The organism is Brevibacterium sp. HMSC063G07 (assembly GCF_001810665.1).
GTDB lineage: Bacteria > Actinomycetota > Actinomycetes > Actinomycetales > Brevibacteriaceae > Brevibacterium.
In genome coordinates, this window is record NZ_KV802350.1 from 1 (window position 1) to 15,735 (window position 15,735).

Annotated in this window: 16 protein-coding genes and 1 riboswitch; of the genes, 12 read left to right on the top strand and 4 right to left on the bottom strand. The window is 63.2% G+C overall.

Annotation, left to right across the window (positions count from 1 at the left end; all coding sequences use genetic code 11):
• Positions 1-277, top strand: a 277-nt coding sequence (locus HMPREF2757_RS12005; protein ID WP_370919385.1) for a hypothetical protein, incomplete at its 5' end; no start/stop codon positions are given.
• A gap of 13 nt (positions 278-290) precedes the next feature.
• On the opposite strand, the gene HMPREF2757_RS11425 is transcribed toward HMPREF2757_RS12005, so the two are convergent.
• Positions 291-683, bottom strand: coding sequence for an arsenate reductase ArsC (locus HMPREF2757_RS11425; RefSeq protein ID WP_226829370.1), 393 nt, complete (start codon positions 681-683; stop codon positions 291-293).
• Between the two features lie 106 nt (positions 684-789).
• On the opposite strand from HMPREF2757_RS11425, the gene HMPREF2757_RS05405 reads away from it, so the two are divergent.
• From HMPREF2757_RS05405 to HMPREF2757_RS12095, 4 genes are all read left to right on the top strand, one after another.
• A complete protein-coding gene (locus tag HMPREF2757_RS05405; protein ID WP_070574081.1) occupies positions 790-1,026 on the top strand; it encodes a hypothetical protein in 237 nt (78 codons plus the stop codon).
• Between the two features lie 213 nt (positions 1,027-1,239).
• A complete protein-coding gene (locus HMPREF2757_RS05410) occupies positions 1,240-1,842 on the top strand; it encodes an SLATT domain-containing protein (RefSeq protein ID WP_070574084.1) in 603 nt (200 codons plus the stop codon).
• Positions 1,839-3,131: a nucleotide-binding domain-containing protein gene (locus HMPREF2757_RS05415; RefSeq protein WP_070574087.1), complete on the top strand. Its 1,293-nt coding sequence runs from the start codon at positions 1,839-1,841 to the stop codon at positions 3,129-3,131. The genes HMPREF2757_RS05410 and HMPREF2757_RS05415 overlap by 4 nt, the downstream gene beginning before the upstream one ends.
• Before the next feature lie 15 nt (positions 3,132-3,146).
• Positions 3,147-3,269, top strand: coding sequence for a hypothetical protein (locus HMPREF2757_RS12095; RefSeq protein WP_256278268.1), 123 nt, complete (start codon positions 3,147-3,149; stop codon positions 3,267-3,269).
• A gap of 68 nt (positions 3,270-3,337) precedes the next feature.
• Here HMPREF2757_RS12095 and HMPREF2757_RS12205 read toward each other — a convergent pair whose 3' ends face one another.
• Complete coding sequence (locus HMPREF2757_RS12205) at positions 3,338-3,511, bottom strand: helix-turn-helix domain-containing protein (protein WP_141750199.1); 174 nt, start codon at positions 3,509-3,511, stop codon at positions 3,338-3,340.
• A 651-nt stretch (positions 3,512-4,162) separates the two neighbouring features.
• On the opposite strand from HMPREF2757_RS12205, the gene HMPREF2757_RS05425 reads away from it, so the two are divergent.
• Together HMPREF2757_RS05425 and HMPREF2757_RS12210 are read left to right on the top strand one after the other, a co-directional pair.
• Positions 4,163-5,761, top strand: coding sequence for an ApeA N-terminal domain 1-containing protein (locus HMPREF2757_RS05425; protein ID WP_218079073.1), 1,599 nt, complete (start codon positions 4,163-4,165; stop codon positions 5,759-5,761).
• Positions 5,736-5,927 carry a zinc finger domain-containing protein gene (locus HMPREF2757_RS12210; protein WP_370919386.1) on the top strand — a complete coding sequence of 64 codons (192 nt, stop codon included), beginning with the start codon at positions 5,736-5,738 and terminating at the stop codon, positions 5,925-5,927. The genes HMPREF2757_RS05425 and HMPREF2757_RS12210 overlap by 26 nt, the downstream gene beginning before the upstream one ends.
• 99 nt (positions 5,928-6,026) lie before the next feature.
• Here HMPREF2757_RS12210 and HMPREF2757_RS12100 read toward each other — a convergent pair whose 3' ends face one another.
• A complete protein-coding gene (locus HMPREF2757_RS12100; RefSeq protein WP_256278269.1) occupies positions 6,027-6,992 on the bottom strand; it encodes a roadblock/LC7 domain-containing protein in 966 nt (321 codons plus the stop codon).
• Entirely contained in the window at positions 6,989-8,551 is a 1,563-nt protein-coding gene (locus HMPREF2757_RS05435) for an ATP-binding cassette domain-containing protein (RefSeq protein WP_070574092.1), read from the bottom strand. The genes HMPREF2757_RS12100 and HMPREF2757_RS05435 overlap by 4 nt, the downstream gene beginning before the upstream one ends.
• A 238-nt stretch (positions 8,552-8,789) precedes the next feature.
• A riboswitch (TPP riboswitch) is annotated at positions 8,790-8,896 on the top strand.
• Between HMPREF2757_RS05435 and HMPREF2757_RS05440 the strand changes: the two genes are divergently transcribed.
• The 5 genes from HMPREF2757_RS05440 (at position 8,882) to smc (ending at position 15,681) form a co-directional block, all read left to right on the top strand.
• Positions 8,882-10,003, top strand: coding sequence for an FAD-dependent oxidoreductase (locus tag HMPREF2757_RS05440; protein WP_070574095.1), 1,122 nt, complete (start codon positions 8,882-8,884; stop codon positions 10,001-10,003). (Overlaps the previous riboswitch by 15 nt.)
• Complete coding sequence (thiS, locus tag HMPREF2757_RS05445) at positions 10,000-10,236, top strand: sulfur carrier protein ThiS (protein WP_070574098.1); 237 nt, start codon at positions 10,000-10,002, stop codon at positions 10,234-10,236. Before HMPREF2757_RS05440 ends, thiS begins: the two co-directional genes overlap by 4 nt.
• Position 10,237: 1 nt before the next feature.
• Entirely contained in the window at positions 10,238-11,050 is an 813-nt protein-coding gene (locus HMPREF2757_RS05450; protein ID WP_083304123.1) for a thiazole synthase, read from the top strand.
• Entirely contained in the window at positions 11,047-12,111 is a 1,065-nt protein-coding gene (locus tag HMPREF2757_RS05455; protein WP_070574101.1) for a ThiF family adenylyltransferase, read from the top strand. Before HMPREF2757_RS05450 ends, HMPREF2757_RS05455 begins: the two co-directional genes overlap by 4 nt.
• Before the next feature lie 27 nt (positions 12,112-12,138).
• On the top strand, positions 12,139-15,681 hold the full coding sequence (gene smc / locus HMPREF2757_RS05460; RefSeq protein ID WP_070574104.1) for a chromosome segregation protein SMC: 3,543 nt from the start codon (positions 12,139-12,141) through the stop codon (positions 15,679-15,681).
• The last annotated feature ends 54 nt before the right edge of the window (positions 15,682-15,735 follow it).

Genomic DNA, 15,735 nt, shown 5'->3' on the forward strand with positions numbered 1-15,735 from the left:
CGACGGCGCTGCGCCGAACGGTCGCCCCGCAGCGTCCGCAGGGCCTGCCTGCGCGGCCATCGAGGCTGGAGGAACGAGCTTCGACGAGCTGTACGTCAACTCAACGGCGAATCGGGATACTTCGACCGCAGCCTTGGCGTATACGGGAAGGCGGGCAGCCCCTGTACTCGCTGTGGGGAAAGTGTGCGGAGCAGCACGATCGCCGGACGCACATCCCATTGGCGCCCCGGGTGCCAGAATGCCCAGCGGCGGTAATGACACCACCGGCCTGCCCTGAGCGGCCCGGTGGCTCACGTGAATTCGGCGATGAGCGCTTCCACCCGCTGGCGGATGTCGTCGCGAACTGCTCGAACGAACTCCAACGACTGGCCGGCGGGATCATCGACCTGCCAGTCCTCATACCGTTTTCCCGGGAAGATGGGGCAGGTGTCGCCGCATCCCATCGTGATGACAACATCAGACTCTGCCACGTCGTTCTCGCTGAGTCTTTTCGGCTGCTGGCCGGCGATATCGATCCCGACCTCACGCATAGCTTCGACTGCAGCGGGATTGATTTCAGCGGCAGGCGCCGAGCCTGCCGAACGAACCTCGAAGTTCGGGCTCAGTGCACGCAGCCACCCCGCGGCCATCTGAGACCTGCCCGCGTTGTGCACACACACGAACAGCACTGAGTGCTTCTTCACTTCCGATCCTTTCCATTCGGCGCGCAGATTTCGTCCAACGCCAGAGCCGCGCTGTGACCCAACGGCGTGACGCGGTACCACACCCACGTCCCGCGACGGGAAGGTCGTGGCCGATCTCGTCGACCCGCACGGACACCACATGTCGGACGCCTTGCCGAAGTTGCGAGGCCTCGCAGAGTTCGCCGAGCGATTCCCCGGCGACTTCCGACGTATTGAATCGGTCGCTGAGACGGGTGGAACACTTCGGGTCCTGGACATCACGAAAGCATCCGTGCGCCAGGCCATTCGTGATGCGCATAGCGCAAAGGCGCTGTACGAGTCGGGCCTCGCGAACGACTACTGATCTATTCGAAGCGCGACGGTCGACGTGCGAGTTCGATGTCAGTGGCTCGTTCTAGTGTTCGAAGTGACAACACGGAGGTGGGGTGATGGCCCTGAAGATGTTTCTGGCTGGTCGCGCGCAGATCACCACGCTAGCCAAAACTCATGCCCTGTCGCCTCTCCTCGAAGCGGTCGTCAGCGGAGACACGTCCGTGGAGAGTATGAACGGAGAGACATGACAGATGGACAGTCCGCCGAGGTCGGCCCCGATGATCATCTGCTCGCCCAGGTGCGGGAGGCCTACGGCCGTGTTGTGTACAGCCACAAGACGCACGAGAAACAGGCGGACCTCTGTTTTAAGAGGCACCGCGTGCAGCAGGGTGTCCTCGTTGCGCTCACCGCGGCCAGCTCGGGGACTTTCCTCGCCGCAGTACTGGGGGCGACTGTCAACCCTGAGCTGGCGGGCCTCGCGACGTCGTTCGCCGCGCTTTTGGTTTCCGCCCTCAGCCTCAGCACCAAGACGTTCAGGTTCCACGAGGAGGCCGAGGCACACCGTGACGCGGCTTCGAAGCTCTGGGATGTCCGTGAGTCCTACCTGTCGCTGATCACAGACCTCATGTCGGGCGCGGTCTCCACAACTGATGCTCGCGCGCGCCGAGACGAACTTCAAGAGGCGGCCCGTGTCGTGTACGCCACAGCACCACGAACGTGGAAGAAGGCATTCGACAAGGCAACCGGCGGACTGAAAAAGAGGGAAGAGCTCACGTTCACGTCCGACGAGATCGACCCGTTCCTTCCCGAGAAGCTCCGAATGAATGAGGAGGACTCGCGAGGATGAAGGTCTCTGAGATCTTCGGTCAGTTGCTCGAGAACCTGAAGGTCGGCGACGCCAGCACGACGATCGCCATGCGCCGCGATGCGATCATCAAGGCTCTGAACGAGGACTTCCGGTCGATCGAGGGCTCCACGGCGCACCGCCTGATGGTCGGCTCCTACGGCCGGCACACTGCGATCCGCAGCGTCTCGGACCTTGACCTGATTTTCATTCTCCCTAGTGGTCTGCGCTCGAGCTATGACGACGAGAACGGACCACGGCGAGTTCTGAACCGGGTCCGTGACGTTCTGACGAAGCGGTATCCGAACACCGACGTACGCGTCGACCAGTGCGTCGCGCGCGTGCAATTCACGACCAACAAGTTCAAGTTCGAAGTGCAGCCGGCGTTCGAGAACGCCGATGGCAGCTTCGACTACCCGGACACGAAATCTGAAGGTTGGAAGCTCACGAAGCCGCACGACGAGATCGCTGCGACGAAGGAGTGCAACGACCGCACGTCGAACAACATGCGGCACCTGGCTCGGATGGCGCGGGCATGGAAGGATGCGAACGGTGTAGCCATGGGTGGCCTGCTCATAGACACCCTCGTCCACCGGTTCTTTTCGACAACGAGCGAGTACGACGACAAGGGGCCGCTCTGGTTCGACTTCATGGTCCGCGACTTCTTTGAGTTTCTCGCGAACGAGCCGAACCAAGAGCGCTACCTTGCCCTCGGCAGCAAGCAATGGGTGGCTGTGAAGGCGCGGTTCCAACCGAAAGCCAAGAAGGCCTACAGCCGGTGCCTCGAAGCGATCGAACTGGAGGGGAAGGCCGCCGCGAACAGGAAGTGGCGTGAAGTGTTCGGTACGGCGGTGCCGCTGGCCGACACGAAGACTGATCGCACGTTCGACGACACGGAGGAGTTCGTCGAGCACCTCTATCCGGTCGACATCGCGTATTCGGTAGCCATCGACTGCAAGGTCACGCAGAACGGATTCCGCACAATGTTGCTGCGGACGATGCTTCGAGACAAGACTCCACTCCTTGCTCGAAAGGGGCTCGACTTCATCATCGTCGAGTGCACGGTGCCCGAGCCGTACGAGGTCAAGTGGAAGGTACTGAACCAGGGCTACGAGGCCGAGCGGCGCAACAAAATCCGTGGTCAGATCGTTCCGTCGAGCCGTCCGGGCACCAGACATGAGCAGACGAACTTTCGCGGCGACCACGTCGTCGAGTGCTACATCCTCAAGGACGGCATCGTTGTCGCGCGTGATGCCATCGACGTACCGATCTCAACCAATAACGATTCGTAGAAGGGAGCGTTGGGTGTGAGACCCGCGTCATTCGCCGAGGTCATGGGGCGAGGCGCTGGTTCGTACGGGCACGACTACGACGCAACGTACATGTTCCATTTCGAGTACCACCTGGAATCCCTTGGTCCTCGGGGTTGATGAACGAAAGGATGCCTCATCCCGCAGCAGAGCTTCGTGGCTGAACGGGCCTCCCAAGGCGCGAGCATTCAGTTGGTGGTCGCGAGGAGCTCCGCGGGGGAGACATCGAGCCCGTGAGCGAGCTTGAAGATGATGTCGAGCGTTGGGTTGCGACGGCTACGCTCCAGGCCGCTTTGTAGGTGCGGTCGAGACTGACGTGGTGGGCGAAGGCCTCCTGAGACGCCCAGCCTAGCTCCTGGCAGAGTTCGCGGAGATGCTCGCCGAACGCGATGCGGTGCGCGGACTCCCTCTTATCTCAACGGTTTCGCTACGATGACCATGAGTCCACGGACTGTGAGTCACATTAGTCGGTCCGGGGTGATCGCGGTTGTGTCAGGCTCCGGGCAATGCGAAGGAGCGAGTAGGGCATGGGGTCGAGCGACGAGTGGGGCAACATCTCCGCGGCTGCAGATCGCGAGTCATGTAGCCCGCAGGCCATTTGCCGACGGATCAAGGTTGGGGTTCTGACGGCGCGCATAGAAGCGTCCACGGCTCGCGATGGGCGGCACACGGTTAAGGCTTGGGTCTGGGTCTCTGAGCTCGACAAGGTGTTCGGTCACGCGGCTCGGGAGGAGCATGTTCGAAGGATCCGAGCCACCGCTCAGCCGCTGACACGCGGCCAGGAGAGCGCTCTGCGTAAGGGCTTCACGATCATCTTGCAGAGAAGCAGGCGAAGCGGACGAGACGTAGGGTCGGCGGGGAGGCCGTGGGGTGCCTACAGGGGTATCTTCGTGAAGTCTCGCCAGGCGGGCTGAGCAGCCCGCACTGCTAGAATCGAAGGCGTATGCCCCGGTGACTGTCCGGGCCTCCTGGCCCGGACCCCCGGGGCATCAGTCTTGTAGGGGGGGACGCATATGCCGACCGAGCCGCTGCATCTGGTCGATTCCCACGAGTGGTCTGGGCTGTGGTGGTTGCCCGACGCGCCGGATGAGCGTGTCCCGGGCGTGCTGCGATACGACCGCGACGGCGGTGCGGAACTAACGTTGATCGGCACCTTCGAGGACCGGGTCATGACGTCGCCCCGACCAGGCGTGACGCATGTGCATGAAGGCACACGGTCGTGGGACGTCATACTCGGCGTCGCTGAGAAGAGGGAGATCACCCTCCTTGGGTGCATCCCGACGAGCACGAACCGATCCTTCGGCGCGCGGGTGAAGAGCCCCGACAAGCAGGTGGTTTCGGCTCAATCCGCGCTGATCGGCGTCCACGCGGCGAACACGGAAGCTGCACTGTTCGAAGGACTTCAGATCTCCGTCGAGGACGTCGGTCGTTGGGCGGCAGACGGGGTCTTCTCGTCGTCGATCGGCGGCCCAGGCGGGACGCCGTTCGATGGCAGCGGCTCTATCAGTGCGAAGCCGCTGGAATCGACGTCGGTCCTGGTCGACGGCACCGAGTACTCACTCGAGCATCTTCGCAATCCTCCGTACGTCGACGAGCTTCGCGGGAGAACGACCGCGCGGATCCGCGACACGGTCTTCCTGCAGATCGCTCCGCCGGACGCGTGCTCCTTCGAGGAAGCGCTTGCGTCCGCGAAGTCTCTGCAGGACCTGATCTCGCTCGCGACCCATCGTGCTGCCGGGGTGATCTGGCTGCGGCTGAAACTGAAGGCAGACGGGCCGGGGGCCGAACGGCATCCGATGGAGCGTTATGTCGAGGTGCTCTACTCGCCCGCCGCCGTGGGGGAGCGGGATGCAAAGGCCATCGAGCACCGCAGAGTGTTCTTCACCTGCAGTGACATCCCCTTCCAGGAGATCGTCCCGCGATGGTGTGCGGTGCATAATCGCCTCCGGGCCTCGACGGACCTGATCTTGGCGCTCCTGTACGCGCCAGCGCAGTACGTCGAGAGCCGTCTTCTCATGGCGGTCGGCGCTGCCGAAGCCCTCCATCGGGCGCTCGGAATCGAAGAGCTCCCGATGCCGAACGCTGAGTTCAAAAAGATGCGCGAGGCGATGCTTGAGGTCGCTCCGGAGGATCAGCGGGAGCGGCTCAAGTCCGCGATCCGCAACGACATGACTCTCCGCGACCGGCTCGAGGCTCTTGTCAATCGGCCTGACCAGGAGGCGGTGTCGGTGCTCGTTCCTGATGTTGAACGATGGGCCAGCAGGACGGTAAAGGCCCGCAACGACCTGGCTCACGAGGGACGCACCCCCCAGGCACGAGTTCGACGAGCTCGTCGCCGTCGTCGAGGTGACGACGGGCGTGGTGATCCTGAATCTCCTGCACGAGATCGGGCTGCCCGCAGACCGTCAGCGAGCGATCGTGAGCGAGCATCCACAACTCCGGATGATCGCGCGTTGGGCGAGGGCGGAGCTCGTGACGCCCGAAGCGTGAGCTCGTCGAATGTGAGGAGCAGTACGCTCGACCACGTCACTGACGGCCTAGCCAGCCCGCGTAGGGGAGTCGAGTCCCTATCGAATCACCACTGGAATGACGACTCGACTGGCCATTGGTGAGGGTCATAAACGAGTCGAATCGGGATATTTCGACCGCAGCCTCGGCGTCTACGGAAAAGCCGGCACCGCGTGTACCCGCTGCGGTGAAACTGTGCGCAGCAGCACGATTGCCGGGCGCACATCCCACTGGTGTCCCGCGTGCCAGAAACCGCAGCGGCGGTACTGAACCGCAACCATACGAAAACCGATAGCAAAAGGGCCCGTGGGGACAGCGGACGCTGCTCCCACAGGCCCTTTGCTCAAGCAGTTCGGGCTGAACCTCGGATCAGACTGAGATCTGCTCGGAAAGCTTGCGCAGTTTGTGGCGTGCGAGTGCCAGGTTCGCGTGACGGCGATCCAGGACGAGGTAGATGAACAGACCTTCTGTTGCCGAAGTGTTGAGAACGCTCAGCAGGTGGTACTGCGATTCGAGCGTAATCATGATGTCTTCGATGTTCTCGTTGATGCCCAGGTCGGCAATGGTGGCGAGCTTTGCGCGAATGACATTCGAGTTGCCGGCAGCTGCGACGTTGAGGTCAAAGTTCGGGTTGCCGCCGGTTCCAAGCTCCATGCCCGAGGCGATGTCGACGATTGCTGCACCCGTAGCGCCTTCGATTTCGAGGAGGCTGCGAAGGGACGCCTGAATATTTGCTGACATAGTGTTCTCTTTCGTTTCTGACCGAGGATCGGTCTCCTCGGAAGAAGAATCGTCGAAGTGCTCATCTCCTTCAGAGTTCTGCAGGAAATGAGGTCCTTCGTTATTGGCACTAGCAGTATAACCGCGCACTTCAGTGAACAACGGCGTGGGTTCGGCCGAAAGGTCCTCTGCGGGGCTTTCGGTGGTGTAGGTCTCCGCGGGGAGATCCTGTTCGCCTGCGTTGTCAAAGGTTATCGCAAAGTGGTCGCGGGGTGGGTCGTCGGCGCTTTCTGCTTCAACAGGCTCGGGGTCATCAGGGGTGTCTGGGTAGTCAACTTCGAAAGATTCAGGGGCGTCGTAGTCGTCCAGGTCGGTGTGAAAGGCACGCCCGGGGCCCGGCGCTTCTTCCTGCCACGGCCGCACTGGATAGTTTGAACCGGCAGCGACCTGAGGCTGTAGGGCGCCGTAGTGGTGGCCGGTCTGCGGAGAGGCTGGCGTGGGGGTATCTGAGTTCGGCGGGGTCTGCATCACGTGTGAAATATCGGGCACATAGGGTTCGTCAGTCTGCACTTCATCTCGCTGCTGTGGTGAGCGGCGAAGAAAGTTGAAACTCATTCAATCTCACCTTGAACACCAGCGTCGGTGGTCTCCTCGGCGGTTTCTTCGGTGTTCGATGACGAGCGTCGCTTGCTTGTTGTGCGGAACGGGGTGTAGCCCAGGGCGATCATCATGATTGTGTCTTCTGTGAAGCTGTCGGTCTCGTGCGGGCCGATGAGCCTGTTTTCGCGCATAACAGCGACTCTGTCGCTCAGGGCGAGCAGTTCGCTGATATCGGATGACAGCAGGACGCAGGCGCTGCCGCGGCTGGTGACCTCTTCCAGGAGCTTGTACACGGCCTGGCGCGAAAGTTCGTCAACTCCGCGGGTGGGCTGGTTGAGCACGAAGATGTTCGCATCGCTGTGCAGGGACTTGGCGACAGCGAGCTTCTGCTGGTCGCCTCCGGACAGTTCGCCGACCTTGCGGTGAATGCTCGGAGTTTTGACCCGCAGCTCCTGGAGGGTGCTGACGAGTTCCCTGAAGCTCTGGACCTGGTCGGTGAACGACTGATCGTCTTCGTCGATTTTGGAGTACTCGGACGCGAGGTTATTGCCTTCGCCGTAGTCAACCTGACCGTCAGTTTCTCCCAGGGTGAAGATTCCCGCCTGCAGAGCATCCTCCGGGCTGGAGAAGCTCTTCTCTTCGCCGTTGACGACAATCGTGCCGGAGGTGTGGGCAGCCTTGCCGCTGATGATGTCGGCCAGCTGTTCCACACCGGATCGGCGCAGTCCCGTGATGCCGAAGATCTCACCCTTGTGGAGGGAGAACGTGGTCGGTGAGAGCTTGTCGTCGAGGGCGACATCCTCGAACCGCAGGATCTCATCGCCGATCTCGCCGCGCTTCTTGGTGGGAACGGGAGCTTCGGTATCGAAGATTTCGACTGTGATCGTGTCGCGGTCAGCTTCGCGGGGAACCAGGATTGAGCGAAGCCTGCCGTCTCTGATCACTGCAATGCGGTTCGACAGTGACTGCAGTTCGTCCAGGCGGTGGGAAACATAGATGATGGCGCGGCCCTGCTTGGACAGGCGGATGATGAGGTCGTGCACCAGCGAGATTTCGTGGTCGTTGAAGGAAGCAGAAACCTCATCCAGCAGGATCAGGGCCGTTTCCTCGTTGGCCAGCCGCAGGATCTCCACCATTGTGCGCTCGGCCTGAACAAGGTCGCGCATCTGCTCGTCAGCAGAGATGGCAACCCCGTTGTCTTCCAGGAGGCGGGTTGCTTCAGCGCGCTTTTCCTCATCCGTGAGCTTCGACAGGTACGAGGTGCGGAACATCGCGTGGTAGACGGTCTGGTCCTCATCCACCGAGATGCGCTGAGGGATGTAGCCGACGCCGATGGCTCGGGCCTCGGCTTCGGTTTCCGGGGCGAACTTCTCATCTGCGAGGGTGATCGTGCCCTCGTCTGGGATGATGCCTCCGGAAAGAACCTTCAGAAGTGTAGATTTGCCGGCGCCGTTGGCGCCGACAATGCCGAGAATCTCGCCCCGCTGCAGCGTGAATGAAAAATCATCGAGAGCGGTTTGAGACCCGTGTTTGACAGTCAGCCCCTCAACCGTCAAAACAACATCGCTGGTCATTAAGCCTCCACTTCATTGCAGATTCAGTGTTCGTGCCCGTGCCTGGTGCCGTGCCAGATCCCCCGAATGTGCGGAGTTTCGGTACGGCGTACGCGAAAGGCAGTCTACACGTGTTCGCAAGACCGCCGACGCTTTTAAGCGGAGAGCCTACATATTTCTTAATGAGGCTTGTTTCTTCCGGACCTTGCCAGCGGTGCTTCCTCAGCTTTTGCTCCGTCACCGCGGGCGGCTTACTCTGAGGGCGGTTCATGGGAGCCGGGACACGCCCGGCTGAGAGGGCGAAGCGGCCGACCATCAGCACTCGAAGCGGATCATGCCGACGTGAGGAGAATGGTGAAGACAGCGGTCATCGGGGCGGGAATTCTCGGACTCGCCACAGCTGTGCGGCTGAAGCGCCGCGGTCATGACATCACTGTCTTCGACCCGGAACCGGCGTTGGGAGCATCATATGCGGCCGCCGGTATGCTCGCCCCAGTCGCGGAAGTCCAGTTCGGCCAGGACGGTTTGCTGCCGATTATGCAGAAGGCCCTCGAGGAATACCCGGAGTTTCTGAAAATGCTTGGTGTTGCCCCGGAGGCTGTCGGCTTTGAAACCGCGGGAACCCTCCTGGTGGCCGCAGACTCCGGAGACCACGAACACCTTCAGCGGATGGAGCGGGCCTACGCCGCACGCGGTCTGACATTCAATCACCTGCCCGGAAGCGGGCTCGCCCGCCTCGAACCCGGTCTGGCGCCCGGCCTGGCAGCCGGAGCCGAAATCTCCGGTGACCTCCGCATCGACCCTCGCCGGCTCATGGAGGTCATGCTCGGCGCACTGGAGTCGACTCCCATTTTCCGCCAGCGCGTCACCCGCATTGCCGGGGCGACAGTGGAAACCGCCGACGGCAGACAGCACCCATTCGACACGACTGTCGTGGCAGCGGGCATGGGCATCGCCGGGATCGCGGGCCTGCCCGAAGATTCCAAGCCGACCCTGCGCCCCGTATACGGAGACGTCATCCGCGTGCGCACCCCCGACAGCCGCCTGCGCTTCGGTCCGCTTGTGCAGCGGACAGTCCGCGCCGTGGTCGCAGGCCGAAGCGTCTACATTGTGCCGCGGGCAAACGGCGAAATCGTCATCGGCGCATCCGTGCGCGAAGACCGCCCTGAAACCGACCTGGGCAGTGTTGCAGACCTCCTGGCTGACGCCGTCACCGTCGTTCCCGGTCTGCGCGACTGCGACCTCGTTGACGTGACAACCCGCGCCCGCCCGACAGCCGAAGACGACATGCCGGTGGTCACACGGACCGAGGTGCCCTGCCACTCGTCAGCAGGACCGGAAGCGAACCCCGCTGGCACCTCGGCGGTTGTCGTCGCAGGAGGACTGTCCCGGCACGGAATCCTTTTGACCCCTTATATTTCCCGCTTGGCTGCCCAGGCCGCCGAGACCCACACGGAAGGAAAAATCCCATGAGCATCACGGTCAACGGCACAGTGCAGGAACTCGAAGGCAGGCTCACGGTGCTTGACGTCGTGGCCCGCACGACCAACACGCAGCTCAAAGCCGACGGAACACCCGCCGACGGCAGCCGACCGGGCATCGCGGCAGCACTCAACGGCGCTGTCGTGCCGCGCGTACGCTGGGTGCGAACGGAAGTAGAAGACGGTGCCGTCATCGACATCGTCACAGCAGTGCAGGGAGGCTGACGTGCAGCCGCTGACAATCGGACCGACCACTCTGACGTCCCGGCTGATCATGGGAACCGGCGGGGCAGTCGACCACGCGAACCTGCGTGCCGCCCTGCAGGAGTCCGGGACCGAACTTACGACCGTCGCCATGCGCCGCTACAGCCCCACAGAAGCCGGTTCGCTGTTTGCCATGCTGTCCGACCTGGACATCAAGGTGCTGCCGAACACCGCCGGATGCTACACCGCGGCGGACGCAGTGCTCACCGCCGAACTCGCCCGGGAAGCCTGCGAAACCCCGCTGGTGAAAGTTGAAGTCATCGCAGACGAAAAAACCCTCCTGCCGGATGTCATTGCAACGCTGGAAGCCACCGAAATGCTCGCCGAGCGCGGCTTCGTACCCTACGTCTACACCTCGGACGATCCGGCTGTAGCCAAGCGGCTCGAATCCGCCGGGGCTGCGGCCGTCATGCCGCTGGGTGCCCCGATCGGGTCCGGTCTGGGCATTCTCAATCCGCACAACATCGAACTCATCTGCTCGCGCGCCTCTGTTCCCGTTGTGCTGGACGCCGGGATCGGCACCGCGTCCGAGGCGTCGCTGGCAATGGAGTTGGGCTGCTCGGCTGTTCTTCTGGCAAGTGCGGTCACGCGTGCAGAAGACCCCGTCGCCATGGCAAGGGCTATGCGCTTGGCCGTCGAAGCCGGCGGCTGGGCCCGAAGCGCCGGCAGGATCCCCACGCGCCGACACGGTGCTGTTGCATCGAGCAGCTTCGACGGGCTTGTCACCGGCCATGATCCGGCCGAAGGATTCCGCGGAATGGGGGTCACGCAGTGAGCGATAACACGCCGCTTGGACTGACACCGGAGGATGCTGAGCGTTTCCGCAGGCAGATGGGCCTGGCCGGCTTCGGTGAACAAGGCCAGGCCCGGCTGCTGAAGTCTCGGGTCGCGGTTGTCGGTGCGGGAGGACTCGGAGCGCCTGTGATGCAGTATTTGGCCGCCGCGGGGGTTGGCCACCTCGAAATCATTGATGACGATGTTGTCGAACGCAGCAATCTGCACCGCCAGGTCATCCACTCCGAATCCGACATCGGCAGGCTGAAAGCCGAATCTGCAGCCGATGTGTGCCGCGGTTTGTTCCCCGGAATCGAACTGACCCTGCACACCGACCGGCTGACCGCCGGCAACGCCCTGCACGTTCTGCGGGATGCGGACCTCGTGATCGACGGCACCGACAGCTTCGATTCCCGCTACCTCATTTCCGATGCGTGCGAAATGCTGCGCAAACCCGTCATCCAGGGTTCGGTCCTGCGCTTCTCCGGCCAGGTGGGCGTTTTCTGGGCGGGGAAGACCGGCACCTACCGCGACCTCTACCCGGAAGCCCCCGACGCCGGCTCAACACCCACGTGCGCGGAAGCCGGAGTCATCGGCGTGCTGCCGGGAATCATCGGGACGCTGATGACGATGGAGGCCATCAAGCTGCTCGCCGGAGTCGGCGAATCTGCCCTCGGCTCTGTTCTCATCTACGACGGACTGGCCAGCACCATGCGGAGCCTCACGGTTGCCGCAGACCCTGACCGCGCACCCGTCGACCACCTCGACTCCGCCGCCGTCATCACCCCGGCAGCTCTCGAAGCCCGCCTGCAGGCGGGCCAGTCGACCCTGCTGGTCGACGTGCGCGAAGCCGACGAGTACGCCGCCGGCACCATTGCCGGGGCGCACAATGTTCCGCTCAGCGCTCTCCTGGAAGGGGCACAGCTTCCGAAGTCCGATGCGCCGCTGACGGTGCTGTTCTGTCAGGCCGGTGTGCGCTCGCTGCAGGCACTCGACATTCTCAAAGCCAGGGGAATGCACGAAGGCGCGGCCAGTCTTGTCGGCGGCATAAACGCGGTTTGAGGCGGTTTGGCGGCTATGCTGATCTGAATGTTCCTCAAAACCCTGTCGATGCGCGGCTTCAAGTCGTTCGCGTCTGCCACCCGGCTCGAACTCGAACCGGGCATCACGTGTGTGGTCGGACCAAACGGTTCGGGCAAGTCGAACGTCGTCGACGCGCTCGCGTGGGTCATGGGCGAGCAGGGTGCGAAGAACCTCCGAGGCGGAAAAATGGAGGACGTCATCTTCGCCGGCACTTCGAAGCGGCAGGCGCTGGGCCGAGCCGAAGTCAGTCTGACGATTGACAACGCCGACGGGGCCATCCCGATCGACTACACGGAAGTCACCATCAGCCGCACGCTGTTCCGCTCCGGCGGCAGCGAATACGCCGTCAACGGCGCACCGGCGCGCCTGCTGGATATTCAGGAGCTGCTGTCCGATTCCGGTCTGGGCAAAGAAATGCACGTGATCGTCGGCCAGGGACAGCTGGACCAGGTTCTGCACGCCGATCCGTTTGAGCGCCGCGGGATCATCGAAGAGGCCGCGGGCGTTCTCAAACACCGCAGGCGCAAAGAAAAAGCCGTCCGCAAACTCAACGGCCTGCAGACCAACCTCGACCGTCTGCAGGACCTGCGTGCAGAACTGGCCCGGCAGCTGGGTCCGCTGGGCAAACAGGCACGTGCCGCACAGCGGGCCGCGACCGTGCAGGCCGAGCTGCGCGACGCAAGTGCTCGCCTGCTGGCCGACGACATCGTCCAAACACAGGCAGCGCTGCAGAACACGGGAAACGCGCGGGAAGAATCCCAACAGCGGCAGGTCGTGCAAGCGCGCATTGAACAGCTCGAACAGGACATTGCCGAAGCACGCGCTTCGGCAGTGAAAGCAGAACAGGACAACGACCGGCTGGCCCAGCTGCTGCGCAGACTCGGCCGGACCGCCACGCGAGCCACAGCGGCAGCCGGCCGCGCCCGCGACCGCGTGGAGTTTCTGCGCACGCCCGCGCAGAAGCTCAGCGGCGACGCGCCCGAAGCCCTCCTCGAGAGGGCCGAGCACTTCCGCGGTGAACTCAGCGACGCCGAAGACCAGCAGAGCAGACGGGCCCAGAGCCTCGAAGAGCTCGCCCAAGCCAGAAACGAAATCTCCGGCAAACTCGACACGGCGGAAGCAGCACTGAAAGCCGCACGTGCGGAGATCGCCGAAAAAGTCCGCATCCGGGCCGGACTCGAATCTGATGTCGAAACCGCCCAGCGGGCACTCGAGGGCATCTCTCGCGAAAAGGACGAAGCCGCACCTGCACGCGAGAAGCTTTTGGCGGACATCGAGAGCGCACGCGCCGAAGCGCAGCGGGCAGAAGCCGCCGTGGCCGATTTAGAACAGGAACAGACCGGAGTGGATGACGCAGTGCAGGCCGCAGCTGATGCGACCGCTCGCGCCCAAGCCGCTGTTGACGAAGCCGACACCCGCAGCGCCGAACTGACCGGCGAGCTGCGCAAGACGGAGGCCCGGATTGAGGCCCTGCAGATCAGCGCATCGCATTCGGCGTCCGCAGATGACCTTCTGGCCCTTGAAATCGACGGTGTCACCGGGCGAGTGGAAGACCTCCTCGAAATCGAAGCGGGCTTTGAAACAGCCGCCGCGGCAGCGCTTGGCCCCTTCGCCCAAGCTCTCTTCGCAGACACCCACCAGGCGGGGCTGGCGCTGCTGGAGAACACGGACGGCAGCACTGACGTCGACACCGTCATCGGCGCCGACTCTCACGAGGGTTCTCCAGAGCCGATCGCGATCGGTTCCGCCCGGCGAGCCGTTGACGTGGTCAGCGCATCCAACCTCGGACTGCGCACAGCACTGCGCGCTGTGCTCAGCCGCACTGTCATCGTCGAAGAATCCGAGCAGGCGCTCGCCCTGCTGCAAGAACACCCCGACCTGACGTGCGTGACCCGGTCGGGCACTGTCATCGAGACCCACCGCGTGCGCCGTTCCGGTCGTGCGGAAGCCGCCCGCGCCGAAGCCCGCAACGCGCTGGCCGAAGCTCAGGGCGGCATCGACGAGCTCGCCCTGGCAGCCGCAGAGGCAGCCGAAGAAGTCAAGAGGCTCCGCGAAGCCCTCCGGGAGGCCCGCAGTCAGGAGCAGCGGGCTCAGGAAGCTCGGCGCGATGCAGAAGCGCGCATCATCCGGGCACAGGGCGCCGTCACGGCAGCGTCCGAACGCGTGCAGCTTCTCGAAGCCGAAGTCGAGCGCCTCGACGCACGCAGCGCACAGCTGGACAAACGACAAACCCAAGCCGAAGAACAGCGCGAAAAGGCCCAGGCGGCACTGGCAGGACTCGACACGGTTGACGCCGAACCCGACACCGAAGACCGCGACCGCTTGGCGCAAGAACACACGCAGCTGGGCGAAGAGGTCATGGAGGCCCGAATCGCAGCCCGCTCAGCCGATGACCGCGTGCGCTTCCTGGCCGATCGCATCGACAGCCTGCGCCGCAAAGCCCGAGCCCAGCAGGCTGAGCGCGAACGCCTGCAGCGTGAAGAGCAGGCGCGGAAACTTCTGGCGGACAGAACTCAGGCCGCAGGCGAGGTGGCCGAAGAGCTCGCACAGCACCTGGCCGAAAGGGAAAAAAGCGTCGAAGCCGAACACGCCGCGCTGCAGGAGAGCCGCACCGCAGCCGGCGAACAGGCTGAAAAGCTGCGCGAAAACCTCGATGAACAGCGTGGGGAACTGGCGAAACTCGCAGAGGCCGAACACGCCGCGGCACTCAAACGCGAACGCTTCGTGCTCAGGCTCGAAGAGCTCAACCGGCGAGCAGAACAGGAAATCGGCCTGTCAGCCCAGAACCTCATAGAACAGTTCGGCCCCCACCTCGACGTCCCGGACTTCACCGCGGACGTCGACGGCGACGAACTGCCCACCCGCCCCTTTGTGCGCACCGAAGTGGAGGGCGTGCAGAAAAAAGCCGAACGCGAAATGAAGCGCATCGGCAAGGTCAACCCGCTGGCGCTCGAAGAGTTCACAGCGCTGCAGGAGCGTCACGACTATCTGGAAAAGCAGATCAACGACATCGAAGAGACCCGCGAGGATCTGCGCGGCATGGTCAGCCAGATCGACGAGCTCGTCAAAGAGGTCTTCGCGGAAGCCTTCGCCGACACTGCGCGGGAGTTCACCGATATCTTCAGTCGGCTGTTCCCTGGCGGCGAAGGCTCACTGTCGCTGACAGACCCAGACGACATGCTCACAACCGGGGTCGAGGTGTTTGCCAGGCCGGCCGGGAAGCGGGTTCGCAGGCTGTCGCTGCTGTCTGGTGGGGAACGGTCGCTCGTCGCAGTTGCCATCCTCGTGGCGATTTTCAAAGCCCGGCCCAGCCCCTTCTACGTCATGGACGAAGTCGAGGCAGCCCTCGACGACGTCAACCTCTCAAGACTGCTCGGGGTTTTCAAAGAGCTGCAGGAGAGTTCACAGCTGATCGTCATCACCCACCAGAAGCGCACCATGGAAATCGCCGACGCGCTGTACGGCGTCACAATGGGCGGGGACGGGATCTCCAAGGTCGTCTCACAGAGGCTGGTCAGCAGTGTTCGAGGTGCCGCTGGCGATCCCTGAATAGAACTCTCAGCTCGGTCCCACTAAGCTGGCCTTCTAAGAAATGCACGTATA

What these genes read in the sequence shown, in the direction of transcription:
- HMPREF2757_RS12100 (WP_256278269.1), bottom strand. Translation starts at nt 6,992, where the DNA reads ATGAGTTTCAACTTTCTTCGCCGCTCACCACAGCAGCGAGATGAAGTG.
- HMPREF2757_RS05435 (WP_070574092.1), bottom strand. Translation starts at nt 8,551, where the DNA reads ATGACCAGCGATGTTGTTTTGACGGTTGAGGGGCTGACTGTCAAACAC.
- HMPREF2757_RS05440 (WP_070574095.1), top strand. Translation starts at nt 8,882, where the DNA reads ATGGTGAAGACAGCGGTCATCGGGGCGGGAATTCTCGGACTCGCCACA.
- HMPREF2757_RS05415 (WP_070574087.1), top strand. Translation starts at nt 1,839, where the DNA reads ATGAAGGTCTCTGAGATCTTCGGTCAGTTGCTCGAGAACCTGAAGGTC.
- smc (WP_070574104.1), top strand. Translation starts at nt 12,139, where the DNA reads ATGTTCCTCAAAACCCTGTCGATGCGCGGCTTCAAGTCGTTCGCGTCT.
- thiS (WP_070574098.1), top strand. Translation starts at nt 10,000, where the DNA reads ATGAGCATCACGGTCAACGGCACAGTGCAGGAACTCGAAGGCAGGCTC.
- HMPREF2757_RS12210 (WP_370919386.1), top strand. Translation starts at nt 5,736, where the DNA reads ATGACGACTCGACTGGCCATTGGTGAGGGTCATAAACGAGTCGAATCG.
- HMPREF2757_RS05425 (WP_218079073.1), top strand. Translation starts at nt 4,163, where the DNA reads ATGCCGACCGAGCCGCTGCATCTGGTCGATTCCCACGAGTGGTCTGGG.
- HMPREF2757_RS05410 (WP_070574084.1), top strand. Translation starts at nt 1,240, where the DNA reads ATGACAGATGGACAGTCCGCCGAGGTCGGCCCCGATGATCATCTGCTC.